Consider the following 26,668-nt stretch of genomic DNA (forward strand, 5'->3'; position numbering starts at 1 on the left):
AACACGAACATGACGACAGCCCGATTACTCACCGTTTTCCTCGCGCTTGCCCTGGCCGCGTTCGCGCAAACCGGGTCGGACGCCGATGCGCTTTTCGGGCAGTTGCAGGAACAGGTGCAGCAGAGGCCGCCCGAAGGCACGCCGCAGGAAAAGCGCCACGCGTGGTATGACGTCAGTTACGACCGCGCGAGCCGGCTCGCCGGGGCGTTCGCCGATAAATATCCGTCCGACCCGCGGGTTTGGGAGGCGCTCGGATATGTCGTCCAGTTTAAACGCCAGACCGCGAACCCCGCGGAGGCGGCCGCGTTTGTCCGCCAACAGCAGGAGGTGCGCACCCGCATCCTCACCTCGCCGGGGGTGCCGGAAAAAGTGCTCGCGCAGGCCTATATCGCGGAGATGAAACCGTTGCTCGAACGCGAGCCCGCCGCACCGGCGGACCTGGCGCGGGCCGGGGAACTGCTGGCGCAGTTCCGCCAGCGGGCGCCGCAATCGGGCAGCCGGGCCTACGCGGAAACCCAGTATCTGCGGGCCCTCGAGCACGCCGATGAAGCCGCCGCCGAGGCCTATGCCAGGAAGCTTTCCGCTGATCCGAACGCCCCGGTCGCGGAATTGGCCAAAAAGACAGCGGCGGCCATCGCGTTCCGACGCGAGCCGGTCAGCCTCAAGCACACCGCGTTCGACGGCCGCGAGGTCGACTTCACCAAGCTCCGCGGCAAGGTCGTGCTGATCGACTTCTGGGCCACCTGGTGCGGGCCCTGCATGGAGCAGATGCCGGAGATCAAGCGCGTCTACCGGCAATACCACGATCTGGGTCTCGAGATTGTCGGCGTCGCCGACGAGATCGTGCCGCGCGATCCGGCCAAACCCCGCGGAGTGGAAAAGACCCCCGCGATGCTCCAGGCCTTCCTCGACCAGCAGGAGATGCCCTGGCCCCAGCTCTGGGACCAGCGTCCGGTCAGTGAGCGGCATGGGGTCAACGAGTTCGCCGCCCTCTTCGGCGTCGGTTCGCTGCCCACGACTTTCCTGCTGGACCGGAACGGGCGCATTTACAGCACGGACAACCACGGCGAGAAACTGGAGCAGAACGTCCGCCAGCTGCTCGCGCTGCCCACGGCGACATCTGACAGCCCGGTCGCCGCGCCGCAGGGGAATGCTGACAAGGATTATGCCCGGCTCATGGTCCTGCGCTCGGCGCGCGTTCCCGAGGGTCTCGGCAAGGAGGAACGCACCGTGGCGGACCGCCAGAACCGCGACCGGACGGGCCGGGCGGCCGAAAAATTCGCCGTCGACTACCCGGACGACCCGCGACACTGGGAGGCGGTAGCCTCCGCGGTCGACAGTCCGCGGGTCTTTGCCGGTCCGGACGCCCAGGCGGAAAAAGATGGATGGGCGAAGCGGCGCGTGGAACTGCGCGAACAATTGCTCGCGGCCCCGGGGGTCAACGACCAGGTGTGGCTCCATGTGGCCGAATTCAAGGTCTACGATGAGACCGGCTGGTATGACAGACCGGCGGGCGACCTGGCGGTCGCGGAGCGCACGCTGGACCAGATAGCCGTCCGTCTTCCCGGTTCCGATCGTCGCAAGTTCGCCGAGCAGCAGTTTTACGGGGTGAAGGCGAAGGCCGATCCCGCCGCCGCCGAGGCGAGGCTCCGCCGCCTGGTCGCCACCGAGGACCGGAATCCCGCGCTGAAGCAGATGGCCGCCGGCCTCCTCGCGGTCATTGAGGCGAAGCGCACGCCGCTGGAACTCAAGTTCACCGCGGCGGACGGACGGGAAGTCGACCTCGCCCGCCTGCGCGGCAAGGTCGTGCTCGTGGATTTCTGGGCGACGTGGTGCGCCCCTTGCATGGAGGAGATGCCCAATGTGAAGCGCGTCTACGAAAAATACCACGACCAGGGCTTCGAGATCATCGGCATCTCCTTCGACAAGGCGCCCGGCGCCACGCCCCGCGCGATGGAGAAGACGGCGGCGCAGGTCTGCGACTTCGCGGCCGCCCACGGCATGCCATGGCCCCAAGGCTACGACGGCCGGTATTGGGAAACCGCCGTGGGCCATCGCTTCGCCATCAACTCCATCCCCGCGGCGTTCCTCCTCGGGAAGGACGGGCGGCTCGTGACAACCGACAACCATGGCGAGAAACTCGAACCCCATGTCCGCGAAGCCCTCGGGCTCACGCCCTGAGATCGCCACATTTTTTCGCGCCATGAACTTTCGATCTTTCCTCGCTTTCATCTGCGTCGGCGCCACCGCGGCCTTCGCGGCCGCCGGGCAACCGGCCGCTTCCGCGGACAATGATTTCGCCGCCTTCGACGCCCTGCGCAACGCCGCGCCGCCCGCCACCCGGGCCGAGATGGGGGGCGTGAAATTCTTCGCGTGGCTCGATGAATCGCGCCACCAGATCCAGTCGGCCGGGCTCGCGTTCTACGCCAACCATCCGGCGGATACGCGCCGCTGGGATGTGGTGCTCACGGTGCTTAACAACGCGCCGTTCTACGTGAAGCAGTATGGCGCCGAAGCGGAGACCAAGGGGCTCGCTGATGCCGTGATTGACGAGGGCGCGAAAGCGGCATGGGGGAAAAAGGCGGACGAGCTCAGGCAGGCGCTCCTCGCCTCGCCGGACGCGCTGCCCGGGGAACGGGAAGGCGTGGAATGGATTTTCTTTGTGCGGGATTTTCACGCCACCGCCGCGGCCAACAGCAAAGGAGAGCCCCACGATTTCGGTCCGCTGCGCGAGCGCTTCCAAAGACACCTGGCCAAATATGCGGAGTTGCCGGTGCTCGGCGCCCGCGCCGGGGATTTTCTGGGCGCGCTCGAGAGCAACGAGCCGGGCACCACCGAGGCCGAGTGGCGGTTTTGCGCCGCATCCGCCAATGCGTCCCTGCGGGAAGCGGCGGAAAAGAGAGCCAAAAGGCTGAAGGCAAGGGCGGAGCTCGCGAGCAAACCCCTGGACATCGCGTTTACGGCCGCGGACGGCCGCCCCGTCGACCTGAAGGCCTTGCGCGGCAAGGTGGTGCTGGTCGATTTCTGGGCGACGTGGTGCGGCCCGTGTATCGCCGAGCTGCCCAACGTGAAGAACGTCTACGCGGCCTACCACGACAGGGGTTTCGAAGTTATCGGCATCTCGCTCGAGAATCCCGGCGCCAATCCGAAGGACACTGCGGAGCAGGCCGCCGCGAAGCTGGCGAAGGCCAAAGAGAAGATGCTCGCTTTCACGGCTGAGAACCAGATGCCCTGGCCGCAGTATTTCGACGGCAAGTGGTGGAAGAACGATGTCTCCACCAAGTATGATATCGGCTCGATCCCGGCCATGTTCCTCCTTGACCAGGACGGCAAGGTGGTCTCGACCAACGCGCGCGGGCCCGGGCTCAAGGCCGAGGTGAAACGTCTGCTCAAACTCTAAGCCCGATCTGTTTTACAGGAGGTAACAGAGAGAACAGAGATTGGATAGGAATGATGAATCCTCGGTTTCCTCCGTTATCTCCTGTGAAAATCAGGTCCTTCGCTTGCTTCGCTCCTTTGTGTAAATCTTGAAATCCGATGGTTGCTGAACGCTACTGCCTGCTGCCGCGACCGGTCGAATCGCCGCCAACGCTCGAGCCGGTCACCCCCGCCGAGCAACGCGTGCTGGCTTACGTTTGCGCCGGTTACAGCAACAAGGAGATCGCCCAGTTTCTCGGCAAGGCCGAACCCACGGTGAAACACCAGGTCAGCGCCTGCCTGCGGAAGTTTGGCCTGACCTCCCGCATGCGCCTGATGGCGGCGTTGCGGTAAGGGGCTGCGATTAACTTCGTTCTCGTTTTCTTACTCCGGATCTATCTCGTGCTCCCGGTCCGAACCGGTTGGAGAGAAAGAGAACGATTAGGAGAAGGAGAACGATTTCAGCCCTCATGGCGGCGCTGCGGTGACGCACGAAAGTCCGCTCCGCGTTTATGCCATGAGCCGCGCTGCTTGAGGCGCCCGTGGGAGAAGCCGGCGGCTGAGCGATAACCCTTGGTTGCGCCGTTCCGCAACCGTGGCTTGCCAAGCCGACGGGGCTGGCTAGTTTGCCCGCATGATGTTTCCGCTGACCGCCTATTTCGAGGCCGCGATGGAACTGGCCCACTACGACAAACTCGCCGACGGTACCTACGCCGGTGAGGTGCCGAAGCTGGCCGGGGTCGTGGCTTTTGGCGGCACGCTCAAGGAATGCGAACGCGAATTGCGCTCGACTGTGGAGGACTGGGTACTGGTCGGGCTGCGGTTGGGCCATCCGCTGCCGAAACTGGCGGGCATTGACCTGAACAAGCGTCGTCATGGCCGGTTGGCATCCTCTCAAAAGGCGTGAGTTCATCCGCCGGTTGCGCGCGTTGGGTTTCGCCGGTCCTTACCGCGGCACCCGGCATGAGTTTCTGGTTTTCCGACAGAAGCGACAGACGATTCCGTCCAACCCGGACTACTCGTTGCCCCAGCTGAAGATGCTGTTGCGGCAGGTTGAAAGGGTGCTGGAAAGAAAAATCCCAGCCGACGAGTGGGAGCAGCTCTGAGCGCCTGCCTGCGGAAGTTTGGCCTGTCCTCCCGCATGCGGCTCATCGCGGCGCTGCGGTAGAGAGCGGGGAAAAGAAACCTGAAACCTGAGACCTGGGGATTTTACATAAAGAAGCTTTTGTTCACGCGAAGACACGAACGAAGGGGAACAAGGATTTGTTTATAGTCAGCTTCGCGCTTTTCGCGTCTTCGCGTGAGTCCTTTCCTTCGGGGCGCTTCGAGGCTTGGGGTGAAGCCCCGGGTGGGTCGGGAACGATAGGCCCCTGACTGCCTTACAGGCTCCTTACAGGTGCTCTACAGGATCCTTACAGCATCTTACTAGCGTGGGGTGAGGGCCTCATGGGCGAGACAGGAAACCCTCGGGCATCCTTCTTAGGCCCTTGTTGGAGTGGGGGCGCTACCCGACAGGGACGCCTGTCCTGGCCATGGCGGAAACCCGTGGTTCGTTCGTCTTAAAGGATCATCCCCTGTGTGTGACTGAACAATGTGTGTTGGGTCAGGCCTCCGTAGCCTCGGCGAAGGGGGCAATGCCGCTGCCGGGAACCTGCCGTCCATAGGGAAGGCCGGTCCCGGCAGCGGTTCCCTTTTAACCATGAAATACTCCGTGCTGATCACCGCCGACCGCCGCAGCCCCGGCTTGCTTTCCTTTGTCACGGGCGGGCTCTTCTTTCGCGCGCTGTTCCCGGAGTTCTTCAGCAGCGAGGCGATGGGCGCGCATACCGTCCGCCTGCGCATCGAGCTCGATTGCGACGAAAGGACCATGCTGGGCCTGAGGGAGTATTGGGAAGTGATCCTGCGGGTGCAGGCGGTGGTCACGACTCCCGCGCTGCCCGCAGACGGGCCGTCCCCCGCCGGGCACGTTCCCGCACCAACATTTACGGACTTGGTCTGGAGATGAAGACGACGTGGTGGCGCGAAACGCAACAGCCTCGATCGCGTGTTCACGAGGGTCGGTTGATCGACGCGATTCGCAGGAGGCCGGCGGAATGAACACCGACGCGACCCGGCTGGCGGAACTGCTGCAATCGCCCGATTGCGTGCACTATTGCCAGGGCGCCCCGTTGAGCGGAAAGGTCGAGCGGCAGATTTCCATTCACGCCAACTGCCGGACCGGCGAGACCTTCGTTGTTGTGGCCGATGACCAGGGAACCCGGGTGAAATCGTTTTTCTCGCGGCATAAGTGCTGTCCGCCGGAAGACCGCCGCAAAGGCATATCACTGGTCGATTTGGCCGATGCGTTTGCGCTCGCGCGTGTAATGAGTCGCAACTGGCCCCACGGCAGGCACCGGAAACCGGCCGCCCGGCGGCCAACCCATAGACGGACGGCCCGGACGAACCCGTAAGCGAATTTCACTTTCCGGCCGGCCCGGAGGCAAACGGCTGGATTTTGCCGGGCGGGGGAGCGACACTGCCCGACACCCGCCATGCCACCGCAGGACATCGAACAAGCCCGCTGGTTCGCCACGGAGGTGCAACCGCACCGTCCGGCCCTGCGGGCTTGGCTGCTGGCGCGCTTCCCCACGCTGCCGGATGTCGACGACCTCGTGCAGGAGAGCCTGACCCGCATGCTGCGCGCGCGGGAGACCGGCCCGATCGGCTCGGCCCGCGCGCTGCTGTTCACCACGGCGCGCAACCTGGCCCTCGATGCGGTGCGCCGCCAGCGCGTGGTGCGCTTCGAGCAGATTACGGATGAGACGCCGCCGTCCGTCTTAGCCGATAGCAACGATGTCGTCGAAACCGTCAGCAAACAACAGGAGCTCGAGCTCTTGACCCGGGCCATCCAGTCGCTGCCCGAGCGCACCCGGCAGATTTTCACCCTGCGGACGGCCTACGGCCTGACGCAGAAGCAGATCGCGGACCGGCTGGGCGTCTCGCTCAGCACGGTGGAGAAGCAGATGACGCAGGGCATCCGGCTCTGCGCGGAATTTTTCGCCGGTGGGGGCCCCCGGTAACACGCCATGAAAACCGAGCCCTTCCATCGCCCCCACGACCCCATCCCCGCCGCCATCGCGGACAAGGCCGCCGCCTGGCTGGCCCGCCGCGACCGCGGCCTGTCGCCCGCCGAGCAGGACGAATATTTGCAATGGCTCGGCGCCGACCCGCGCCACACGGAGGCGGTCACGCAGCACGCCGCCGCGCTGGAGCGCATGATGCAGCTTTACGAGTGGCAGCCGGGCCATGACACGGAGCCGAACCCGGACCTGTTCGCGGTGCCGCGCCGCCGGACGTGGCTCTGGTCCTCCGCGCTGGCGGCAGCCGCGGCGATCGCCGTGATCCTCGCCTGGCAGCAACCGTGGCGGGAGACCCGGCCGATGATGGCGCTCACCCCGCGGTCCTACCTGCACGTCAACGAGCGGCTGGCGCTGCCGGACGGTTCCCGCGTGGAATTGAAGGACGGCACGAAGGTCGTGGTGCAATACTCCGAGCGGGAGCGTCGCGTGAAGCTCACCGGTGGCGAGGCGCATTTCACGGTGTGGAAGGACGCCAGCCGGCCCTTCATCGTCGATGCCGCGGGCGTCGAGGTCCGCGCCGTCGGCACCGCGTTCAACGTCCGGCTCGAGGAGAAATCGGTCGAGGTGCTCGTCACCGAGGGCCGTGTCAAGGTGGCCGCGACGCCGGAGCAGATGGCCGGCGACCTGGCGAGCCTGCCCGAGATTTCCCAGGGCGAGCGGGCCACCGTCGCGTTGCCCGACCCGGCGGCGGCGATGACGCCCGCCGTCCCGGTGGTCGCGCCGGTCACGGCCGAGGAGATCAGCCAGGAACTGGCCTGGCAGGCGCCGTGGCTGCAATTCTACGAGACGCCGCTGGCGGACGCGGTGGCGGAGTTCAACCGGCTGAACCAGCAGCAAATCGTCATCGCCGACCCGGAGCTCAGGAAGCGCCGCATCGACGGCACGTTCCGGCCGGACAACGTCGAGGGCTTCGTGCGGCTGCTGACCACCACGCTCGACATCCGGGCCGAGACCAACGCGGACGGGCAGACCGTGCTGCGGAGCGGTCCCTGATTTTTCCCTTCCGGCCGGACGAAGTGACGTAAATGTTACGGGTCGGCGTGCGCGGCTCGTCTTGATAGAAGGCCGGATTCTTCCGGCCCACAACACACCGCACACCGCAATGCGCACATTCCTCCACCCCCTCCACCCCCTCCGCGCCCTGACCTTGGTCGCGTTGTCGATCCTCTCACTCGCGGCCCTGCCATCCGTAGCCTTGGCGAAGGATGGCGAACCCGCCAAAAAAACCTACGACCTGCCCGCCGGCGACGCTGGCATCCGGTTGAAACAATTTTCCGAGATCTCGGGCCGCGAGACGCTCTTCGCGGCCGAGACCGTGCGCGGCGTGCGCACGGCCGCGATCAAGGGCGAGTTCACGCCCGTCGAGGCGCTGACCCGGATGCTCGAGGGCACCGGCCTCGTCCTGGTGCAGGACGAGAAGACGGGGGCGCTGGGGGTGAAGCGGAAGACCGAGAAGACCGAGAGCGGCGCCATCAGGCTGGCGACCGTGACCGTGCTCGGCACCCGCATCCGCCAGACGGAATCGGAAGGTCCCTCGCCCGTGAGCATCTATGACTCCGAATACATCCGGGCGACCGGCGCGATGACGCTGGCGGACTTCCTGAACTATCTGCCGCAAACGTACTCCGGCATCGCCGCCGGGCGGGGCAGTGCGCCGAACGAACTCAACCCGGAGTTCGGCCAGCGCACGGAGAACTCCTTTCCATCCTTCAATTTCGTGCTCGGGGCGTCAGATGCTCCTCCCGGCCAGACCGGCGTGTCGGGCGTCAGCCTGCGCGGCCTCGGATCCGGCTCGACGCTCGTGCTCATCGACGGCCGGCGCGCGGCCAAGTCGGGTTCCGGCAACCGTTCCACCTCCTCCCAGCAGGGCTTCGTCGACCTCAATACGATTCCGCTCGGCATGATCGACCATATCGAGGTGATCACTGATGGAGCTTCCGCGATCTACGGCGCCGACGCCGTGGCCGGGGTCATCAATGTCGTGCTGAAAAGAAACTGGCAGGGCAACGAGCTCAGCAGCTCCTACCGGGCGTCAGCGCATGGGGGCGGCCGTGAGCGGCAGGTCACCCTGACCACGGGCTTTGCCGCGGGCAAACTGAGCGGCTCGGTGGCGGTCGACTACTATGACCGCGGGGAGCTCAAGGCCTCGGATCGCAGTTTTTCCAAGAACCAGGATCACCGGGGGGTCATCGCCACCTATGACGCCAATGGGAATCCGGTCTATGGCCGCGACCTGCGGCTCCTCTGGGGCTACCCGGGAGTCGTGCAGGCGCGCACCGGCACCCTGAATGGCATCACCGATCCCGCGGTCAACCCGACCCGCTTCGCCGTGATCAATCCCGGCGTGACCGGCACGCCCACGCTGTCCTCGTTCACCGGCGCCTTTCCCGGCCAGACCAACGGCGCCTCCTACATCCAGCGCGCCAACACCGCGCAGTTCCTCGACCTGATCCCCAAATCCGAACGTTACGGCGTGACCGGGAATTTCACCTACAAGATCAACGATCTGGTCGAGGCCTACGGTACCTACAGCTTCAGCGACACCCGCGGCCTCTTCAACACGCAGCCCGGCGTGACCTCGGCCTCCACGTTCAACGGTTTTGGCAATTTCGCCTCGATCGTGCCCGCCGCCTACAATCCCTTCGGCCAGGACATCGCGGTGGGCCTGGTCGACTACGAGTTCGGCTCCGTATGGCAGAAGACCCACACCAAGGCGCATAACGGTCTTCTCGGGGTGCGCGGCAAGGTCGGCCAGACCTGGCAGTGGGACACCGGCCTGAACTTCCAGCATCAATCGGCCGACCAATTGACCCGGAGCTTTGACGGCTCGGGCATCACCGCCGCGCTGGCCAACACCGATCCCGCGCAGCGGCTGAACCCCTTCATCGACGCGCGGGTGGCCGGCATCACCCAGGCGGCCATCTACGAAAAGATGGCTTATTATCCCAGCCGCGACACCTCGTCCGAGGCGCGCACCTGGGACTTCTCCGCCGACGGCAACCTGTTCGACCTGCCCGGCGGCCCGGTCAAGATGGCCTTCGGCGGCACGTATAACCGCGACGCGGTGGTCAGCGACGTCTTGAATTACAGCACCGGGTTCTCCGGGCTGGTCGCCAGCGCCAACCATGTGCAGGCGACCGGTCACAACTACGCGGTGTTCGGCGAATTCTCGGTGCCGGTGTTCGGCAAGCCCAACGCCCTCCCGTTGCTGCGCCGGCTCGATCTCGATCTGGCCGGCCGCTACGAAAGCTACTCGACGGCGAACGGGGAGGCCGTGCCGAAGCTCGGCATCTCCTGGGTGCCGGTCAAGCCGCTGCTCCTGCGCGCGGGCTATTCGGAGGGTTTCCGCCCGCCGGGCCTGACCGAGCACCTGGTGGCACCCTCCACTTCCGCCTCCGGCTCGGTCACCGATCCGCGCCGCACCCCGGCCACCACGACCGGCATCCTCGTCACGACGGGCACGGACCCGGTGATGAACTCGGAGACCTCGAAGACCGAATTCTACGGCCTCGTGTTCGAGCCGCCGGTCATCAAGGGGCTGAACTTCCAGGTCAATTATTACCGCACCACCCAGCACAACGTCATCCAGACGCTGTCGCCCCAGACCCTGGTCAACAACGAGGCGCTCTTCGCCAACCGCATCACCCGCGCCGCGCCGACGGCGGCGGATCTGGCACTCAATCAGCCCGGACAAATCACGGCGATCGACCAGACCTTCATCAACTTTGGCAAGGTCGTGAACGAGAGCGTGGATTACATGGTCGACTACGCGCTGCCCGCGGAGCACCTGGGCCGCTGGCGGATCAGCTTCGACGCCACGCAGACCCTCGCCTCCACCCGCGAGCTCGCCCCGGGCAAGCCGCCGGTGGTGGATGACGGTGACACGTTTGCGCCGCCCAAGTGGAAGTTCATCGGATCGCTCTTCTGGAACCGCGGCTCGTGGAACGCGTCCTCCTTCGTGAGCTACACCGGCGGCTTCGACACCAACCAGGCGGGCAACTCCCTCACCTTCACCTATCCGGTGCCGTCGGTCTACAAGGTCGACGTCCACGCCGGTTACGAGTTCAAGCACGGCGTGTGGCGCGGTTACGGCAAGAACCTGCGCGTCCAGCTGGGCATCAACAACGTTTTCGACAAGAAGCCGCCGTTCTCCGACACCGTGTTCGGCTACAACGGCGGCCTGCACAGCCAGCTCGCGCTCGGCCGCGCGTATGAGTTCTCCTTCGTGATGCCATTCTGACCCTCCCGGTCCGGCCGGACCAGCTCCCTCCTTGCGGTGCCGGTTCGCCGGCATCGCTTGTTTTTCATCAAACTCCCATCCCCGTCCCCTATGATCCGTTCCTCCGCTCCGTTCACCCTTGGCCTGGCCTTGCTCCTGGCGTCCGCGCCCGTGCTGCCGGCGCAGGCTCCCGCTTCCGTTCCCGTTGAGTCTCCGACGGACAAGATCGCGCGCTTCCTGCATGCGAGCGACCCGGCTCCTGAATTCGCCGTCACGGATGCGAAGGGCGCGACAGTCCGGCTGTCCGACTATCGCGGCAAGGTCGTCATCGTCGACGTGTCCGCCACGTGGTGCGGCCCGTGTCAGGCGGCCATGCCGAACAACGACCGCGTCTACCGCAAATACGCGGACCAGGGCGTCGTGCTGCTCGGCGTCACGGCCGACGACACCAAGGCCGCCTACGACGGCTGGATCGAGCGCAACGCCCCGAAATACCGGTTCACGATGCTGTTCGATCCGGCGGGCAAGGAGGGCTGGAAGGATTCCGTCTTCGCCACGCAGTATCACATCACCGGTTTCCCGACGATGTTTGTCATCGGCCGGGACGGGAAGATCAGCGAGGTTGTCGGCGGCGGCGGCCCGGGCGAGGACTACCGCCTCGAATACGCGCTGGCCCGCATGGGCATCAAGGTCGACCTCGCGTCGCTCCCGCCCGAGCCGAAGAAGGATCCGAACGCCCCGAAGTCGATCCCGGCGGCGATGAAGACCCCCGCCATGAAATCCGCCGGCATGGTGGGCATGGGTGGCCCGCGCAGCAGCGGCTATGTGCCGGAGAAATTCGGCAGCGTGTCGGCGGGCGAGTTGATCACGGATTTCACGCTCACCGGCCCCGACGGCAAACCGGTGGCGCTCTCCTCTTTTCGCGGCAAGCCCGTGCTGGTGCACTTTGTGTCCAGCGGAATGGGCCCGCAGCCGTGGTTCACGAACGCCATTGTGGGTTACAAAGACCAGGACTTTGCGACGCTCGTGATTTTCTCCGCGACCGAGCGCGCGGACTTCGACTCTTGGGTGGCGAAGAATCCCGCCCCCGGCTATGCCGTTGCCTGGGATCCCGCCGGCAAGGCGTGGGCCGAGGGCGTGACCAACACCGGCTTCGGTGTCGGCATGTTTCCGGCGACGATCGTTGTGGACGCCGCGGGCAAGCTCGTGAGCGGCGCCATCGGCATGGGCGACGCCACCGGCGTGCTCATCAAGGCCATGCTCGCCAAGGGCAAGGTAGTGAAGCTTTCCGCCGAGGATGAGACGGCCGTGGCCAAGGCCGTCGCGGCCCATGACGCTGCGGCGAAGAACCAGACGGCCGGCGGCATGCCCCCCGCGAAGCGTGTCGGCCTGCTCGGCGCCGGCGCGGTCGCGCCGGACTTCGTGATGCACGATATCCAGGGCAGGGAATTCCACCTGGCCGATTTCAAGGGCAAGGTCGTGATCCTGGATTTCTGGGCCACGTGGTGCGGGCCGTGCATCGCCTCGATGCCGCACACCCAAAGGATCGCGGCGCAATACAAGGACCAGGACGTCGTGGTCGTCGCCTCGGGCACGAGCGACACCGGCGCGAAGTTCAAGGAATGGATCCCGAAGAACCAGCCGAAGTATCCCGACCTGCAGTTCTATTTCGACCCGCATGAGCGCGGCTCCGCCACGTTCGAGCAGCGCGCCTCGTCGGTCCTTTACCATGTCGAGGGCATCCCGACGCAGTTTGTCATCGGCCGCGACGGCAAGATCGTCGCCACCATCGTCGGCAACGGCGGCGAGGAGGACGCGCGCACCGAGGGCGCACTGACGCTGGCCGGCGTGAAGGTTGACGCGGTCGTGGCCGCCAAGGGCCGCGAGGCGCTCGCCGCGTCGGCCGCCGAGGCCAAGGCGCGCGAGGCCGAACTCGCCGACGAGGCCATCCACCCGAAACCCGCCTTCATGGTGAACTACGGCAAGCTCAAGGAGGGCGAGCCGGTGGGGGACATCCCGGTGCAGGACGCCGACGGCCGCGACACAACCTTCGCCGCCGTGACCAAGGGCAAGACCGTCGTGTTCAGCGTCTGGGCTGGTGCCAACGGCCCCAGCGGCGAGGCGCTGGTCTTCGCGGAGGCGTGGTCGCGCAAGTATGCCGACCAGGGCGTGATGTTCCTGGGCATGGCCTCCTACGCGTCGCATGAGGACTTCGAACAATGGCGCACGGCCAACGCGGGCAAGTTCACCTTCCCGGTCGTGTGGGATCCCGCCGGCAAGTCGCCGAACCCCGGCAAGCCGATGGACGAGCTGACCGACGCCGAAAAGAAGGACTTCCAGGAAAAATCGCGCGCCTTCTTCAAGAAGAACGGACCGCTGCTCTTCACCGGCGGCGCGATGGCACCCGTGCCGAACAACACCGTGGTCGACGCCCAGGGCCGCATGCTCGGCCTCTACGTCGGAGCCGGCGCGGGCACCAAGGACTCGCTCGCCAACCTTCTCCTGCGCGCGGGCATCAAGCTCGCCCCCGAGGACATGCCGCGCAAGGTCTTCACCGCCGAGGAAACCAAACCCCCGGCGCCCGAGGCCGCGGTGGCGCAGCTCAAGGTCGGCGCGATGGCGCCCGACTTCACCGCGCGGGATCTGGCCGGCGGGAACGTGAAGCTCTCCGATTTCCGGGGCAAGGTCGTCATCCTCGACTTCTGGGCGACGTGGTGCGGGCCGTGCATGGCCTCGATGCCGCACACGCAGGAGGTTTCCGCCAAATACAAGGACCAGGGTGTCGTCGTCTTCGGCAACTGCACCAGCGACACGCGCGCCAAGTTCGAGGCCTGGGTGAAGGCTCACCAGGCCGAATATCCCGACATCGTCTGGACGCACGACCCGGCCGAGAAAAAGCCCGAGCGCGTCTCCCGCAACCTTTACGGCGTATCGGGCATTCCGACGCAGTTCATTATCGACCGCGACGGCAAGGTCGTGGACATCGTCATCGGCTACCTGAAGGGCGAGGCCATCCTTGACGGCGCGCTGGCCAAGGCCGGCGTCAAGGTCGACCCCGCCCTCGTGGCGAAGGCGGCTGAGGACCTGAAGAAACGGGGATGATGGCGGCGCCCACGCCGCAGTTGAGAGTAGAGAAACCACCAACCGCCCAAATCCGTTAACCACTAATTTCCACTCATTGGTCACTAATTCAGAAAATGACTCCAGTCCGACCGGTTCGGATCAGTGAGGGATTAGTGTCCATTAGTGGTTAAAAAATACTCCTCCCGTGGTTGCTGAACGCTACTGCCTGCTGCCGCGACCGGTGGCGTCACTTCAAGGTGGAACGCGGCCTTCTGCCGTTGCCAAGCCTATGGCGGACAGGCCGGACGGGTTTGCATTGTGCGCTGAAAACGCGTCTGAAGGCCGGGTTCCACCTGGCGCTACACCGCTCACCCCGGCGGAGCAGCGGGTGCTCTCCTACCTTTGCGCCGGCTACAGCAACAAGGAAATAGCCAGCTTCCTCAACAAGGCCGAGCCGACCATCAAGCACCAGGTCAGCGCCTGCCTGCGGAAGTTCGGGCTCTCCTCCCGCATGCGGCTCATGGCCGCACTGCGCTGAGCCCCTAGAACCTTTGGCCCACGGCTCTTGATCGTTGCGCTACCGGCGATGAGCACGAGAACGCGGATGCCAAGGCCACGAAAGGGTCGTGTCGTCTAGGTGCCGTGATGATCGCTTGGACTCTGCCCGTGCACACTGCAAGAACCGCTCAGCGGCTGCGGTCATCTCGGAAGCAGGACAAATCGCACCCAGTCGCAGGGACAAAGCGGGCCGTAGAGGGATGAGCTTTAAAGATCGCTCACTTGCCATTTCGATCGATTGCGCGATCACGGCGAAGCCAAAGCCCGAGTCGATCGCTGTAACCAAGTTGGCGGCATCTTCGTGTTCTTCCACGATATGAGGCCGAGACTTGATCGTGGCGAACACGTCCACGAGCATGTCATGGTATTCCGGATATTCCCTTTTCGAAAAGGCGACCAGTGGCTCGCGCGCAACCTCCTCCAAACGGACAGACCGGAGCCGGGCAAACGCATGCCGCCGGGGCACCGCGAAGCAGAGAGGCTCTTTCATCACCTCCTCAAAGCGCAACCCCCGCAGCAGGTCACGCTGCGGCCGGAATTGAAAAGCGATCTGCAGCGCGCCGTTGCGAACGCCGGCGATCATCTCTTCTGTAGACAGATCATGCAGCTTCACCCGCACCGCAGGTGTTATGGCATGGAACGCACGTAAGGCGGTCGATAGGAAGCGCACCGTCGGTGTCGCCGAGTAGCCAATGTGAAGATTGCCCCGTTCGCCCACCGCCACCGCGCGCGCCGACTTCACCGCATTTTCGGCCCGGAGCAACAGGGCCCGGGCTTCCGAATGAAACGTGCGCCCGGCTTCCGTTAAGCGCACCGACTTCGCCGTCCGCTCCAGCAGCAGAAATCCGAGTTCGTTCTCCAAATCGCGGATTTGCTGGCTCAATGCCGGCTGCGAAACGTGAAGCCTTAGCGCCGCGCGGGAGACATTCTCTCCCTCGGCGACCGCAACGAAGTAGCGGAGGTGGCGCAGTTCCATCGCCGCCACCATAAGCAGTGGTTATACTGAGACAAGGAACATTGTCTTTCTCAAACCGGCTGCGCGTGTGGCATATTCTGACCCGAGGCAGGGATGTCGCTTTATCGAACCAACGAAACCGCCCACATGAAACTTTTGACCGCTCATATCCCATAATGAACCGACGTGGATTCATTTACTCCAGTGCAGTCGCCGTAACGTCGGTTTTGGGCGCAGCAGCTCTTCCCTTTTCTCGTTCATCAACCTCAACCTCTGATCCAAGCAACACCATGCCCGCAAAAACCTCGCCCTCACAATTTCTCACGCGCGAGAACGCCGCGCTCCTGCTCGTTGACCATCAAGTCGGCCTGTTCACCGGCGTTCGCGACATCGACACGCTCGAACTTAAGCACAATGTCGTGGGCATGGCCAAGGCGCTGCTCGCCTTGAAGATTCCCGTTGTGGCGACCACCACGACGGAGAGCATGTGGGGCCCCATGATTCCGGAGCTGGCTGAAGCACTCCGTGGCGGACCCAAGATTGAGAGAACCACGGTCAACGCCTGGGAGGAAAAACGGGTCGTGGAAGCCGTTAAGGCGACCGGCCGCAAACAATTGTTGGTAGCCGGAGTCTCCACCGATGTGTGCCTGGCGTTCCCTGCGATTTCGGCGCTGGCCGACGGTTATCAGACATTTGCCGTGGTCGACGCGTCCGGCTCGTTTACCAGGAGGCAGGGGGAGCTTGGCGTGATTCGGATGGTGCAGGCCGGCGTGATCCCCGTGGCTTATTCCAACGCGGCCATCGAGATTTTGGGCGATAACGCGGCACCCGAGGCGGAGGCGGTATATGGCGCCCTTGGCATGCCTTTCGCCGGCTTGGTCCTCGGTCTCGGCCAGTATTTTTCCAAGCAACACTAAGCGATCTCAGGTGCGGGGCAGTCTGACCAGTGGACTGCATTCTAGGGCGTGTTGGCAAAATCCTCTGATTGTCATCCTGAGCCGGGCGAAGGATCCAGAGGCACGCGCGAGTCCTGCTGGATCCTTCGCGCGGCTCAGGATGACCGGTAGCGAAAGTGACGGATTGAGCGCCAGATTGGGCGGTTAAGGTATTTTGCAAACACACCCTAGCGGCACCGAAACTCTTCCATTCAGGAAAGCGTTAACCGTCATCTCCCGCGTTTTCCCAGGACTCGTTTTCAGGGTGTCCGGATTAAACGGCCTTCTTAACTTCAAACCTGTGCCCCCAACCTCCTGCACGGCGGCTCAGTTTACCGGAACCGACGGTGAAGCATCAGGTCAGCGCCTGCTTGCGGAAGTTTGGTTTGTCCTCGCGCATGCGGCTCATGGCGGCGCTGCGGTGAGGTGGAATCTTTGTGGGAGGGGCTTTATGCCCCGACCGATTATTCGGCTGAGTCGGGGCATAAAGCCCCTCCCACAGAGTGGAGCGCGTTGACTCGCCAAAGGCGAGCAAGCCCTTGTGCGCCTTTGGCGCACCAACGCGCTGGCCTTGTGGAGGACTCAGCTCCAGCTGAACCGCGGCCCATCAGGAGATGGGCCCTCCATTGCTTCAAACCAGCGTCTTGGGGTCAAGCCGCTCCACCTTTGATGGCGGCGCTGCGGTAAGAGTCTCTGTAGCGGCGCTCTATGAGCGCCGTCCGGCGGTCGCAGACCGCCGCTACAGTTTAGGCCGGAAGGACTATGCGCACGGAGGTGACAAAGCGCGCAGAGTCGCCAAACCTGCGGCCAGTGAAACTTCTCGCCGCCAGCCTGATTACTCTTTGCCACCTCCGTTCGAGGTGGGGAAGCGGCGGCGTCTGACCAAGCAACATCCGTCCCTTTGCCCAGCCCCGAGCGGTTTTCCGCCCGGGGCTTTTTTGTTTTCCCATGAAACCATCCGACCCGATCCCGTCGCCCCCCGATCCCACTTGCTGGCGCTTGCACGCCGTGGCCACTGATGAGCCGCTCCTGCTGGCCCGCGTCCTGCAGAAACTCGCCGTACCGGAGATCGGGCTGCGCGCCGTTCACTTTGAAACCGGCGGACCTGGGGGCGAAGCCCAGGTGGTACTGGCCTTTGTCGCCCGGCCGGAACGGGCGCGTCTCGTTGCGGCGCGGCTGCGAAACCTGGTCTGCATGCGATCGGTGGACCTCTCGGCCAGCGCGCGCCTGAGGAGATTTGGCGTGTCCTCCCGCATGCGCCTGAACGCGGCGCTGCGGTAGAGGATGTTCCATGGTGGAGCGTGTTGACTCGCCAAAGGCGACCAAGGCCGCCCCCCTTCTCTTGAAACCGCCCCGTTTAGGACATATGGCCCATAGGCGCGGGCCCGGTATTTCCCTATAATACCCGATTTGAGATGAGACTTTACACTAAGATCGCAAAGAACGCAGAGCAGATTCATGCTCAAATAATTGGATGCTTTGTGTCCTTCGAGGTCTTCGTGTGAAAAATCCGATTCCTATTGGTATAATCCTCTTTCCCTATGTATTCCCGACTCTTCCTTCTCGCTGCGTTGCTCCTGCTGCCCCGGTCGGCGGCCGCCGTCCCGGCCTTTCCGCAGGCGGGCAGCGACCTCGCGCCGGACCCGGCCGCGCGCTTCGGCACACTGCCCAACGGCGTGCGCTACGTCATCTACCCCAACAAGGAGCCGCAGGGCCGCGTCTCGCTCCGCCTCCTCGTGGCGGCGGGCGCACTCAACGAGACGGAGGACCAGCGCGGTCTCGCGCACTTCCTCGAGCACATGGCGTTCAACGGCGGCGCGCACTACGCGCCCGGCACGCTCGTCGAGTTCTTCCAGCGCATGGGCATGAGCTTCGGGGGCGACACCAACGCCTTCACGTCCTTCGACCGCACGCAGTATATGATCGAACTGCCCCACACCGACGAGGCCACGCTGACCGAGGGCCTGAACGTGTTTGCGGATGACGCAGGCGGCCTGCTGCTGCCGGCCGACAAGATCGAGAAGGAGCGCGGCATCATCCTGAGCGAGAAGCGCACCCGCGACAACGTGGCCTACCGCACTTTCATCGCGCAGTTCGAGTTCATGCTCGGCGACACGCTCCTGCCCAAACGCGTTCCGATCGGCCTGCCCGGGGTGATCGAGCAGGCCGGGCGCGACCGCTTCGCCGATTTCTGGGACACCTGGTATCGCCCGGAGAAGTTCACGGTCATCGCCGTGGGCGACTTCGACCCGGCGTTGATCGAGAAGCTGGTCACCGCGAGCTTCGGTGCGATCAAGGCCCGCGCGCCCGCCCGGCCCGACCCCGTGCTCGGCCCGCTGCCGAAGTTCGAGGGTGTGCGCGCGCACTTCCACGCCGAGCCCGAGGCGCCCGCCACCAGCGTCGACCTCACCAGCATCACCGCGGACCCCGACCTGCCCGACACCGCGGCCAACCGGCTCAAGGAGCTGCCGCGCCAGCTGGCGCTCAGCATGCTTAACCGCCGCTTCAGCGAGCTGGCAAAGAAGGAGGGCGCGCCGTTCAGCGGCGCCGGCGCCAGTGTCGAGGATCAGTTTCATTTCATGCGCGAAGCCAGCGTCAGTCTCACTTGCAAGCCGGGGCAGTGGGCCGAGGCCCTGGCCGTCGGCGAGCAGGAGTTGCGCCGCGCCCTCGAACACGGCTTCCAACCCGGCGAACTGAAGGAGGTCGTCGCCACCTTCACCAACGGCCTCGATCAGGCCGTGAAGACCGCGGCCACGCGGCGCTCCGGCGCGCTGGCCGACGAGATCGCGGGCGGCATCATCGCCCGCGAGGTCTTCACCCATCCGACCGCCGACCGGGCGCTTTTCCAGCCGGCGCTCGACCAGGTCACCCTCGCCGACTGCCAGGCGGCGTTGCGCAGCGCGTTTGCCGCGCCCGGCCGTTTCGTGATGGTGTCCGGCAATGCCGCCATTCCCGGTGACGCCGATGGTGCCATCCTGGCCGCTTATGAAAAATCCCGCGCCACGGCGGTCGCCGCACCCGCGGCGCAGGCCGAGGCCGTCTGGGCCTACGCCGACTGGGGCGCGCCGGGGCAGGTCGTGAAGCGCGAACATGTCGCCGACCTCGATATCGAGCTCGTGAGCTTCGCCAATGGCGTGAAGCTCAACCTCAAGAAAACCGACTTCGAGGCCGGCCGCATCCGCGTCGGCGTGCGCGTCGGCAACGGCGCGATCACCGAGCCCGCCGGGGAGCGCGGCCTCACCGCGTTGGCGAGCGGCACCTTCGGCGCCGGCGGTCTCGGCCGGCACAGCGTGGACGATCTCCGCCGCATCCTCGCCGGCCGGAACGTGGGGGCGAGGTTTCAGCCGGCGCCGGACGCCTTTGATTTCACCGGCGGCACCACGCGCGAGGACCTCCCGCTCGAGCTGCAGCTGTTTGCGGCGGAGCTGACCGACGCCGGCTGGCGGCCCGAGGCGCTGCGCCAGGCGCACAAGGGTCTGGAGCAGATGTATCTCGGCTTTGAACACACCGCCAACGGCCCGATGGCCACCGAGGTGGCCAACCTCATCGCCGGCGGCGACCCGCGCTTCGGCGTGCCGCCCAAGGACGTGCTGATGGCCCGCACGCTCGACGAGGCGAAAGCCTGGCTGGCCCCGCAGCTCGCGCACGGCGCGCTCGAGGTCTCCCTGGTGGGTGACCTGGACATCGAGGCGGCGATCGACGCCGTGGCGAAGACGCTCGGCGCGCTGCCGCCGCGCGAGGCGAAGCCCGCGCTGGACGCGTTGAAGAAGGTCTCCTTCCCAACGGCACCCTTCACCCAAAACTACACCATCGCCTCGGAGATCCCGAAGGGGAACGTCGTGGTCTACTGGCCGACCACCGACGGCCTGGACGTGAAGCGCGGCCGCCGGTTGAACCTGCTCGCCAGCGTGCTCAACGACCGCCTCCGCGTGAAGATTCGCGAGGAAATCGGCGGCACCTACAGCCCGAACGCCGGCAGCAACGCCAGCGATACGTTCCCCGGCTACGGCTACCTGCAGGCCGCTTGCGTGGTCGATCCGGCCCAGGCCGCCAAGATCTCCGACTTGATTGTGGCGATCGGCGACGACCTGGCGAAGAATGGCGTGACGGACGACGAGCTGACCCGCGCGCGCCAGCCCGCGCTGACCGCGGCGCGGGAATCGCTCCGCACGAACAATTACTGGGGCGGCGGCGTGCTGGCCCGCGCGCAGGAGAAGCCCGAGGTGCTCGACTGGGCCCGCACGCGGCTGCCCGACCTCGAGGCCATCAGCGCCGCGGAGCTGAGCGCACTCGCAAAAACCTATCTCGGCAGCGAGCACGCTTCCCGCGTCACGATCCTGCCGGCGGCAGCGCCCCCAACCAAGCCCGCCGCGCCGTGAATCTTTCCGCGGGCCGCCCCGCGGATGACCCAGTCATAGTCCGATCAAGTGTGTGTAGCGAGCGCCCGCCGGCCACCCGGCGGGCGCTTTGCTTGGGGGATTCCCGCCAGAAGCGGGCGAGGATTTTACGGATGAAACGTGGGTGGCCGGCCCCAGCTCCTTCGCTCCGCCTTCACTGTGCCTTCGCTCCGCCTTCGCTCTGCCTTCGCAGACCTTCGCTCAGACGGCTTACCGGCGGTGGGTGCCGGGTGCGGGGAAGCAGGGGCGTCGCACTTGAGCAAAGGCGTTGCACACGACGCCGCGGGGGCCTAGCACGGTGGCCTCGCATGGATTCCGCCCCGCCGTATCCGATTGGTCCCGGCCAGCGCGCGCTGGCGGCGATCGTTTTCACCGACGTGGTGAGCTTCAGCCGCCGCATGCACCGGGAAGAGGTGGGGACGCTGGAACTGCTCGAGCGGGACTTTGAGGTGATGCGGCAGCTGGCGGAGAAACACGCCGGCACCGTGCTCAAGACGACCGGTGACGGGTTGCTGCTTTATTTCAGCAGCGCCGTGCAGGCCGTCGGCTATGCGCTGATATTACAACGGCAGTTTGCCCGGCGGGCCCGCTCCGGTCCGGCAGGGGGGACCCTGGTCCACCGGGTCGGCATTCATCTGGGCGACGTGTTCGTGAAGGACCAGGACGTCATGGGCGACGGCGTCAACACGGCGGCCCGCCTGCAGGCGGAGGCGGATCCGGGCGGCATCTGCATCTCGCAGACGGTCTACGATGTGGTGAAGAACAAGCTGGAACTGGAGGTGGCCCGGCTGACCCCGCACGGGCCCAAGAGCATCGCGGAGACCGTGACGATTTATCGCGTTCTCTTGGAGCCAGCCGCGGTCCGGCCGGCACCCGCCGTCCCGCCACCGGTCTACACCCCGCCGCCGAAGCCGCCGCCCGCGCCGCTGAGTCGCGCCCAAAAACTGGCGGCCCTCGGCGTCGTGGTACTGGTCCTCGCCGGGGTGGCCGACCTGGCGCTGCAATCACAGCTGCAACACGGGGCCGAACTGGCGCGCAGCCGCGCCGCGCAGGCCGAATTCGATGCGCTCGTGGCGGCGAAGGGAAAGGACCCCTCGGGCAGCCGGATTTCGGAAAAAACGGCCCCGGCCGCAACCACGCCTCCGGAGGAGGGGTCGCCCGACAGACACATCCGTGAGCTGCTTGACTGGGTGACCGGCGTCCTGCCGCGTTACACAAAGGACCGCCCCCTGCAGCTGCGCGCGCTACCGGGGACTTTCTCGCGCGATGCCAAACTGTTCACCGACACCGATCACCGGCTCTACTTTGCGGAAGGCGGCGCGGTGCGTCAGCGGAACCTGGCCGAGCTGAAACCGGACGCGCTCGGGGCGGTGATTCTCAGCGTCCTGCTCGACACGCCCGAGCCTCCGTCCAAGGAAGTGAGGCAGGGAGCCGAGGCATTTGCGAAAGCCAACGGCCTGCCGGAAATGATGGAGGCACTGAGCGGCCCGGCCGGCCGGCCCCGGCCTTAGCCGGGAGCATGCAGTCGGAGGTCACCACTAAATACACGAAACACACGAAAAGAATGCCCTCCAGGCAGGCAACCGGGGGCATTGGTCCGATCCCGCGCGGGCGAGGTCGCCCGCACTCCAGCTTTTCACCTTCTGGAGCCACGGCGACCCCGCCGTGGTCTTCTCATTCAAGCCGGGACCGGGTTGGCACACACACGGCGGAGCGGGCCGCTCCACCCTGCCTTCTTTTGCGGCCATGCGGCTCCTGTTGCTTAAACCGCCATAGCCGGCGGCAAGCCGTCGTTTCACGGCTCCGCATCCTTCGGCTTGGCGGGGTTTTTGAGCCGGATGACCGCGTGGCTTCCCTGAAGCGGAGGGTAAGCTCGGCCGGGGTGAGCCGGCTGATCTGCACATAGAGCAGGGCCCCCTTGTTCTCGAGGATGACATAATCGCCCTCCTTGTGGGGTTCCTGGTTGATGATGAGCTGCGTGGCATCGTTCACCTGCATCGTGCCGCCGATCTTCAGGCGGGCCACGCCGCGGGCGAGCGTCTCCGCGTCGGTGAGCAGGGGGGAATCGTCCGCCGGCGGCGCTGGGTTGGCCGCCCCGGGAGCGGCGGGATCGTGCGTTTCCGCCAGATCCGCCGTGCCGCGAACGACAATGAAGGGGTTGGGCAGCACGACCGGGAGGGGCGCGGGTTTGAGGTGCGGGCGCAGCAACGCGTCGATGCGTCCGGTGAGGCGGGTTTTCCCGTCCGGCGGGACAGGGGACGGATCCGCCGCGCGCAGGAGGGCCACGGCCGGAAAAAGGCCGGCGGCAAGGAGGACGGAAAGCGACAGACAGGGTTTCATGGGCGGCCCAGGCATTCGGCGGTGAGGTCGAGGCGCATATTGCCGGTTTTCGCCTCGCCGCGCTCGAGGCTGTAGCTCCTGATCCGCAGGAGCCGCGGACCGGTCTCGAGATCGCGCAGGAAGTTCATGAGTTGCGAATAAGAGCCGGTGGCCTGAAGGGAGAAGGGGAGCACCTTGAACGGATTGCCCTCGGGCGAGGGCGGTGCGACCAGCTGGTTGAGCTGGCGGAGGCGCACCCGGCTGAGCACCTCCATCTGATAGAAATAGCCGAGGTTCACCTCGAGGGCCCGCTCGGCGAGGAGGCTGCGGTCGATCACCTGGAGCGCGTCATCGACCGCGGCCAGATCGGCCGTGATGCGGCGATAGTCGGCCAGCGCATGCAGCATCTGATCGCCCTTCTGCCGGGCCTTTTCGTGCCGGGCATTGGCCGCCGCGCGTTCCTGCCAGAGCAGGTAGTTGGCGGCGGCCAGCAGGACGAGCAGGATCGTGAGGGCCGACCCGTAGGGCCGGCGCCGGAGGAACGCGCGCAGCGGAAGGAGGAAGCTCATGGCCGGGCTCCTCCCGGCTCCGCCAGCGTGAAGGTGATCTCGAAGGCCAGGGAATCATCGGAGTCATTCGCGCGTTGGAGCGCGGTCAGCGCGATGCTGGAGAAAAGCGGCCCGATGGCGGGGGTGCGGCGCAATTCCTCCAGGTAGCGGCCCAGGGTGCGGCTGGACTGGTCCGGCGGCTCGCGCAGGCTGCCGCGCATCGCCATCCGGCCGCCCGTGGACTCGATCCGGTCGACCTGCATGTTGGGCGGCAGCGAACGACCGAGGTCCAGGATGAAGTCCGTGGCCGGGGGCGGTTTTTGCATCAGCGCGTAAGCGTCGTCAAAACGGGCGGACTGCGAACGCAGGGAGCTGGTCGCCCGGATGAGTTCGTTGAACAGTTTTTGATTCGAGGCGATTTTTCCGTTCCAGAAGCCGGTGTCGGCATCGAGCGAGCGGATGACGTACCACTGCCACAGGGTGAGGGTCAGGGCGAAGGCGGCCAGCGCGCCGCAGAGGGCGAAGGCCGCGAACCGGCGGCCGGCCAGCCGGCTGTTGGGCAGCTGGGCCGGGAGCCGGCAATCGACGCGCCAGGGGACCGGGCCGGCGGCCGCTCCGGCCGGTGGTTCTTCCGGCCCGGCCGGGGTGGAGACCAGGCCGAGGGCGCCGAGCCAGTGCGGCCCGAGCGGGGGCAGGTCATCCGCGGGTTGCAGGCCCACGGTGGGCAGCCAGGCCGGGCAGTCCAGCTGCAGGGCGGGACGTTGCATGGTCTGGGCCAGCGGCTCGGCGATCCACTGCAGCGCCGGCGGCAGGTAGGCGCAGTAGATCTCCCCCACCGGCTGGCCGGTGGTCATCTCGTAGGAATCGACGAGGGGCTTGAGGTCACGGCCGATGGCGCGGACAAATTTGGTCGCGCGCAGCAGCAGTTCATCGTCGGCCTGGTGCAGGCGTTCGCGCACCTCGCCGGCGTCACCGAGCCCAAATTCCTTGCGCACCGCCTGCACGATCGAGGCAAAGCCGTGGGGCACGGCGGCGGGCGTATGCAGACCTTCCTTGCCGATGATGTAGGCGGTGGTGTGCTCCTGCTCGATGACGACCACGACGGTGGCACGGCGCTCCTGGCGCCAGTCCGTCAGGCCGGAGATGGCGCCGAGCAGCGGCAGGATGCCCAGCTCGATCCGGTGGGGCAGCAGACGATGGTCGAGCAGGCGCTGCTGAAAACTCCGGATGTCGTTGTTCGCCAGGCCGAGGAGCAGGCCGGGGTGGGCCGTGCCGCCCGGAGCCAGCGGCGTGCCGGCCAAAGGATCAAGCGCCGCCAGGGTCCAGGCCTCGGGCTGCGGAATCCGGCGCAGTTCCTTGAGCAGGCCGCCCAGGTAGCCGGCCTCGGCCAGCTTGCGCAGCTGCAGGTTTTCGCGGCGCAGCACGGCTTCCGCCGGGGCGATGCTGCCGATGGCGGGCACCCAGGCCCGCTGGGCGCCGAATTTTTCATCCAGCCAGGCCCCGAGACCGGCGTCGTCCTCGACCGCAAACTCCGCCGCGCAGTCGATGAGCGTGGGTCCCCCGTTGTTCTGGCGGAGGCCGGCGGCGAGAACCTGGAACGGGTTGATCTCGATCAGCAGGCTGCGCCGGACTTTGCGCCGGAAGGGCGAAAAGGAAGGCATGGGGGAGAGGCGGTTCGCAATCATTCCGGGCGGGGTGAGGGCGGAGGCTTCGGTTGCGCGGACCTGGCCGCGCCGGCGTCATGATTCGGTGAGCAAAAGGATGACATAGGGGGTGGTCACGTCGGCAAAGAGCGCGTGGCGCAGGGCGGTATCGTAGTGGAACTGCGGGTTGGTGGCACCCGCGGAAAAGCTGACGTATTGCCCGCTGAGGAGCGCCCCGTAGAAGGTGGCGTTCTGCTGGATGTCGATCGGCATGTTCTCGCTGTAAATCACGCCGCAGAAGTCGGCCGTGCTGGTGTATTGGACCGAACCCGTGGTCGAACCGTTGGTGCAGAAGAACGCGACCTTCCGGGGATCGTTCGTCTGGTTGACCACGCCGCCGCCACCGATGGCGACATTGCCCGAGACGAAGACCGCCAGCGAACCGTTGGGGGACTGGACCACAATCTGGGCCGGTCCCAGCAGACCGCTGCCGATTACGAAGTCGCCGTTCACCACCATTTTCACGGGCCGGGCGATGTTGAGGGTGTAGCCGAGCAGGCCGGTGGGCATGGCGAAGCCGGCGGGTGCGCTGTAGATCGCGTTGTCGGCGGGACCGATGGTCAGGAGCGCGGCGAGCCAGGAGAACAGCGTGAAACTGCCGGGGACCAGCGCCGGGGTGTTGACGGTGAAGACCGCCGAGGCGGGGATGAAGGCGCTTTTGCCGAGCCGGCCGGGCTCGACCGCCACGGTCGCCGCGGTGCCGGGGCCCTTGACGCTCCCGGGCGGACTGCCCGAGGTGGAATAGGAGACGGGCTGCCCGTTTGTGGCGAGGTAACCGTAGACGAGGGCCTGGTTAAGGGCGATGCTGGTGGTGCCGCTGTCGTTGGCGGCGATGACCGCGGCGTAGTTGGCGGCGTTCCCGGCGGTGAACGAATAGGCCACGACCGGCGTGGCCGGGTTGCCGTCGGGGTTCGAGTTCCAACTGTCCACCGTCCCCTGGCTGGTGAAGGAAACGTAGCTGTTGACGGAGGCGATGGCGTTGCCGAAGAGCGGCGCCGGGCCGGTCGTGGCCTGCAGGGTTTTCGTGAAAACGCGCCCGTCGCCCAGGGTGAGGGTGGCCGTCGAGGTAATGGCGGGCCAGACCGGGCCGGTGCCGGCGAAGTTGGCGACGGTGAGCGCGATCTGGCCGGTGGCGCCCTGGCCGAGCGAACCGTAGGCCAGCACGATCGTGCGGTTGGCCCCGCGCGTGGTCCACGCGACGTCACCGGCCGGACCGCTGCCCGTCCAGGAGTTTTGATTCAACGCCCAGAGCGCTTCCTCGAGACCGGTCTGGGCGAGCTGCCGGACCTTGTCCTCGTGCAGCAATTGGGTGCTGAGGTCATAGGAGCGCTGGCAGAGGGCGATGTAGCTGCCCAAGGCGATCGCGAGCACCGTGGTGAGGCAAAGCGCCACCAGCGTCACGGAACCCGTCTGGTCATGGAAGCGGTGGCGCATG

General features: G+C 65.9%; 21 protein-coding genes. 16 read left to right on the forward strand and 5 right to left on the reverse strand.

The features are described 5' to 3' along the window. Positions 1-9 precede the first annotated feature (9 nt). From BLU29_RS08500 to BLU29_RS18680, 12 genes are all read left to right on the forward strand, one after another. Positions 10-2,181, forward strand: coding sequence for a TlpA disulfide reductase family protein (locus BLU29_RS08500; protein ID WP_091056688.1), 2,172 nt, complete (start codon positions 10-12; stop codon positions 2,179-2,181). 22 nt (positions 2,182-2,203) lie between these two features. Then, positions 2,204-3,400: a TlpA disulfide reductase family protein gene (locus BLU29_RS08505; RefSeq protein WP_157693731.1), complete on the forward strand. Its 1,197-nt coding sequence runs from the start codon at positions 2,204-2,206 to the stop codon at positions 3,398-3,400. Positions 3,401-3,537: 137 nt separating this feature from the next. After that, positions 3,538-3,771, forward strand: coding sequence for a LuxR C-terminal-related transcriptional regulator (locus tag BLU29_RS08510; protein WP_091056693.1), 234 nt, complete (start codon positions 3,538-3,540; stop codon positions 3,769-3,771). Between the two features lie 280 nt (positions 3,772-4,051). Beyond that, positions 4,052-4,324: a type II toxin-antitoxin system HicB family antitoxin gene (locus tag BLU29_RS08515; protein WP_091056695.1), complete on the forward strand. Its 273-nt coding sequence runs from the start codon at positions 4,052-4,054 to the stop codon at positions 4,322-4,324. Continuing rightward, a complete protein-coding gene (locus BLU29_RS18305; RefSeq protein WP_172830237.1) occupies positions 4,293-4,523 on the forward strand; it encodes a type II toxin-antitoxin system HicA family toxin in 231 nt (76 codons plus the stop codon). Before BLU29_RS08515 ends, BLU29_RS18305 begins: the two co-directional genes overlap by 32 nt. 593 nt (positions 4,524-5,116) lie before the next feature. Beyond that, positions 5,117-5,422 carry a hypothetical protein gene (locus BLU29_RS08525; protein WP_091056699.1) on the forward strand — a complete coding sequence of 102 codons (306 nt, stop codon included), beginning with the start codon at positions 5,117-5,119 and terminating at the stop codon, positions 5,420-5,422. A gap of 88 nt (positions 5,423-5,510) precedes the next feature. Next, positions 5,511-5,867, forward strand: coding sequence for a hypothetical protein (locus BLU29_RS17990; protein WP_157693732.1), 357 nt, complete (start codon positions 5,511-5,513; stop codon positions 5,865-5,867). Between the two features lie 81 nt (positions 5,868-5,948). Next, positions 5,949-6,476 carry an RNA polymerase sigma factor gene (locus BLU29_RS08530; protein ID WP_091056702.1) on the forward strand — a complete coding sequence of 176 codons (528 nt, stop codon included), beginning with the start codon at positions 5,949-5,951 and terminating at the stop codon, positions 6,474-6,476. Positions 6,477-6,482: 6 nt separating this feature from the next. Continuing rightward, positions 6,483-7,529 (forward strand): FecR domain-containing protein, encoded by a 1,047-nt coding sequence (locus tag BLU29_RS08535; protein WP_091056704.1) that lies wholly within the window; start codon positions 6,483-6,485, stop codon positions 7,527-7,529. A gap of 109 nt (positions 7,530-7,638) precedes the next feature. Next, complete coding sequence (locus BLU29_RS08540) at positions 7,639-10,776, forward strand: TonB-dependent receptor (RefSeq protein WP_091056707.1); 3,138 nt, start codon at positions 7,639-7,641, stop codon at positions 10,774-10,776. A gap of 90 nt (positions 10,777-10,866) precedes the next feature. Continuing rightward, on the forward strand, positions 10,867-13,857 hold the full coding sequence (locus BLU29_RS08545) for a redoxin domain-containing protein (RefSeq protein WP_091056708.1): 2,991 nt from the start codon (positions 10,867-10,869) through the stop codon (positions 13,855-13,857). Between the two features lie 250 nt (positions 13,858-14,107). Continuing rightward, on the forward strand, positions 14,108-14,356 hold the full coding sequence (locus tag BLU29_RS18680; RefSeq protein WP_091056711.1) for a LuxR C-terminal-related transcriptional regulator: 249 nt from the start codon (positions 14,108-14,110) through the stop codon (positions 14,354-14,356). A 39-nt stretch (positions 14,357-14,395) separates the two neighbouring features. Here the strand turns inward: BLU29_RS18680 and BLU29_RS08555 are convergent, their stop codons facing one another. After that, a complete protein-coding gene (locus tag BLU29_RS08555) occupies positions 14,396-15,352 on the reverse strand; it encodes a LysR substrate-binding domain-containing protein (protein WP_157693734.1) in 957 nt (318 codons plus the stop codon). Between the two features lie 269 nt (positions 15,353-15,621). Between BLU29_RS08555 and BLU29_RS08560 the strand changes: the two genes are divergently transcribed. From BLU29_RS08560 to BLU29_RS08575, 4 genes are all read left to right on the forward strand, one after another. Beyond that, positions 15,622-16,248 carry an isochorismatase family protein gene (locus BLU29_RS08560; protein ID WP_091056715.1) on the forward strand — a complete coding sequence of 209 codons (627 nt, stop codon included), beginning with the start codon at positions 15,622-15,624 and terminating at the stop codon, positions 16,246-16,248. A 966-nt stretch (positions 16,249-17,214) separates the two neighbouring features. Beyond that, entirely contained in the window at positions 17,215-17,547 is a 333-nt protein-coding gene (locus BLU29_RS08565) for a hypothetical protein (RefSeq protein WP_091056718.1), read from the forward strand. Between the two features lie 260 nt (positions 17,548-17,807). Next, positions 17,808-20,645 carry an insulinase family protein gene (locus tag BLU29_RS08570; protein WP_091056721.1) on the forward strand — a complete coding sequence of 946 codons (2,838 nt, stop codon included), beginning with the start codon at positions 17,808-17,810 and terminating at the stop codon, positions 20,643-20,645. A gap of 326 nt (positions 20,646-20,971) precedes the next feature. After that, positions 20,972-22,174: an adenylate/guanylate cyclase domain-containing protein gene (locus BLU29_RS08575; protein ID WP_157693735.1), complete on the forward strand. Its 1,203-nt coding sequence runs from the start codon at positions 20,972-20,974 to the stop codon at positions 22,172-22,174. A 163-nt stretch (positions 22,175-22,337) separates the two neighbouring features. On the opposite strand, the gene BLU29_RS08580 is transcribed toward BLU29_RS08575, so the two are convergent. The 4 genes from BLU29_RS08580 to BLU29_RS08595 form a co-directional block, all read right to left on the reverse strand. After that, positions 22,338-23,003: a hypothetical protein gene (locus BLU29_RS08580; RefSeq protein WP_091056727.1), complete on the reverse strand. Its 666-nt coding sequence runs from the start codon at positions 23,001-23,003 to the stop codon at positions 22,338-22,340. Further along, a complete protein-coding gene (locus tag BLU29_RS08585; RefSeq protein ID WP_091056728.1) occupies positions 23,000-23,551 on the reverse strand; it encodes a type 4a pilus biogenesis protein PilO in 552 nt (183 codons plus the stop codon). Before BLU29_RS08585 ends, BLU29_RS08580 begins: the two co-directional genes overlap by 4 nt. Beyond that, the gene (locus BLU29_RS08590; protein WP_157693736.1) at positions 23,548-25,191 is read right to left on the reverse strand and encodes a hypothetical protein; all 1,644 of its coding nucleotides are present in this window, start codon (positions 25,189-25,191) and stop codon (positions 23,548-23,550) included. The genes BLU29_RS08585 and BLU29_RS08590 overlap by 4 nt, the downstream gene beginning before the upstream one ends. Before the next feature lie 78 nt (positions 25,192-25,269). After that, a complete protein-coding gene (locus tag BLU29_RS08595) occupies positions 25,270-26,667 on the reverse strand; it encodes a hypothetical protein (RefSeq protein ID WP_091056733.1) in 1,398 nt (465 codons plus the stop codon). Position 26,668 lies beyond the last annotated feature (1 nt).

The organism is Opitutus sp. GAS368, assembly GCF_900104925.1.
In the GTDB taxonomy this organism is placed as follows: domain Bacteria; phylum Verrucomicrobiota; class Verrucomicrobiia; order Opitutales; family Opitutaceae; genus Lacunisphaera.

What these genes read in the sequence shown, in the direction of transcription:
- BLU29_RS08500 (WP_091056688.1), top strand. Translation starts at nt 10, where the DNA reads ATGACGACAGCCCGATTACTCACCGTTTTCCTCGCGCTTGCCCTGGCC.
- BLU29_RS08505 (WP_157693731.1), top strand. Translation starts at nt 2,204, where the DNA reads ATGAACTTTCGATCTTTCCTCGCTTTCATCTGCGTCGGCGCCACCGCG.
- BLU29_RS08510 (WP_091056693.1), top strand. Translation starts at nt 3,538, where the DNA reads ATGGTTGCTGAACGCTACTGCCTGCTGCCGCGACCGGTCGAATCGCCG.
- BLU29_RS08515 (WP_091056695.1), top strand. Translation starts at nt 4,052, where the DNA reads ATGATGTTTCCGCTGACCGCCTATTTCGAGGCCGCGATGGAACTGGCC.
- BLU29_RS18305 (WP_172830237.1), top strand. Translation starts at nt 4,293, where the DNA reads ATGGCCGGTTGGCATCCTCTCAAAAGGCGTGAGTTCATCCGCCGGTTG.
- BLU29_RS08525 (WP_091056699.1), top strand. Translation starts at nt 5,117, where the DNA reads ATGAAATACTCCGTGCTGATCACCGCCGACCGCCGCAGCCCCGGCTTG.
- BLU29_RS17990 (WP_157693732.1), top strand. Translation starts at nt 5,511, where the DNA reads ATGAACACCGACGCGACCCGGCTGGCGGAACTGCTGCAATCGCCCGAT.
- BLU29_RS08530 (WP_091056702.1), top strand. Translation starts at nt 5,949, where the DNA reads ATGCCACCGCAGGACATCGAACAAGCCCGCTGGTTCGCCACGGAGGTG.
- BLU29_RS08535 (WP_091056704.1), top strand. Translation starts at nt 6,483, where the DNA reads ATGAAAACCGAGCCCTTCCATCGCCCCCACGACCCCATCCCCGCCGCC.
- BLU29_RS08540 (WP_091056707.1), top strand. Translation starts at nt 7,639, where the DNA reads ATGCGCACATTCCTCCACCCCCTCCACCCCCTCCGCGCCCTGACCTTG.
- BLU29_RS08545 (WP_091056708.1), top strand. Translation starts at nt 10,867, where the DNA reads ATGATCCGTTCCTCCGCTCCGTTCACCCTTGGCCTGGCCTTGCTCCTG.
- BLU29_RS18680 (WP_091056711.1), top strand. Translation starts at nt 14,108, where the DNA reads ATGGCGGACAGGCCGGACGGGTTTGCATTGTGCGCTGAAAACGCGTCT.
- BLU29_RS08555 (WP_157693734.1), bottom strand. Translation starts at nt 15,352, where the DNA reads ATGGAACTGCGCCACCTCCGCTACTTCGTTGCGGTCGCCGAGGGAGAG.
- BLU29_RS08560 (WP_091056715.1), top strand. Translation starts at nt 15,622, where the DNA reads ATGCCCGCAAAAACCTCGCCCTCACAATTTCTCACGCGCGAGAACGCC.
- BLU29_RS08565 (WP_091056718.1), top strand. Translation starts at nt 17,215, where the DNA reads ATGAAACCATCCGACCCGATCCCGTCGCCCCCCGATCCCACTTGCTGG.
- BLU29_RS08570 (WP_091056721.1), top strand. Translation starts at nt 17,808, where the DNA reads ATGTATTCCCGACTCTTCCTTCTCGCTGCGTTGCTCCTGCTGCCCCGG.
- BLU29_RS08575 (WP_157693735.1), top strand. Translation starts at nt 20,972, where the DNA reads ATGGATTCCGCCCCGCCGTATCCGATTGGTCCCGGCCAGCGCGCGCTG.
- BLU29_RS08580 (WP_091056727.1), bottom strand. Translation starts at nt 23,003, where the DNA reads ATGAAACCCTGTCTGTCGCTTTCCGTCCTCCTTGCCGCCGGCCTTTTT.
- BLU29_RS08585 (WP_091056728.1), bottom strand. Translation starts at nt 23,551, where the DNA reads ATGAGCTTCCTCCTTCCGCTGCGCGCGTTCCTCCGGCGCCGGCCCTAC.
- BLU29_RS08590 (WP_157693736.1), bottom strand. Translation starts at nt 25,191, where the DNA reads ATGCCTTCCTTTTCGCCCTTCCGGCGCAAAGTCCGGCGCAGCCTGCTG.
- BLU29_RS08595 (WP_091056733.1), bottom strand. Translation starts at nt 26,667, where the DNA reads ATGCGCCACCGCTTCCATGACCAGACGGGTTCCGTGACGCTGGTGGCG.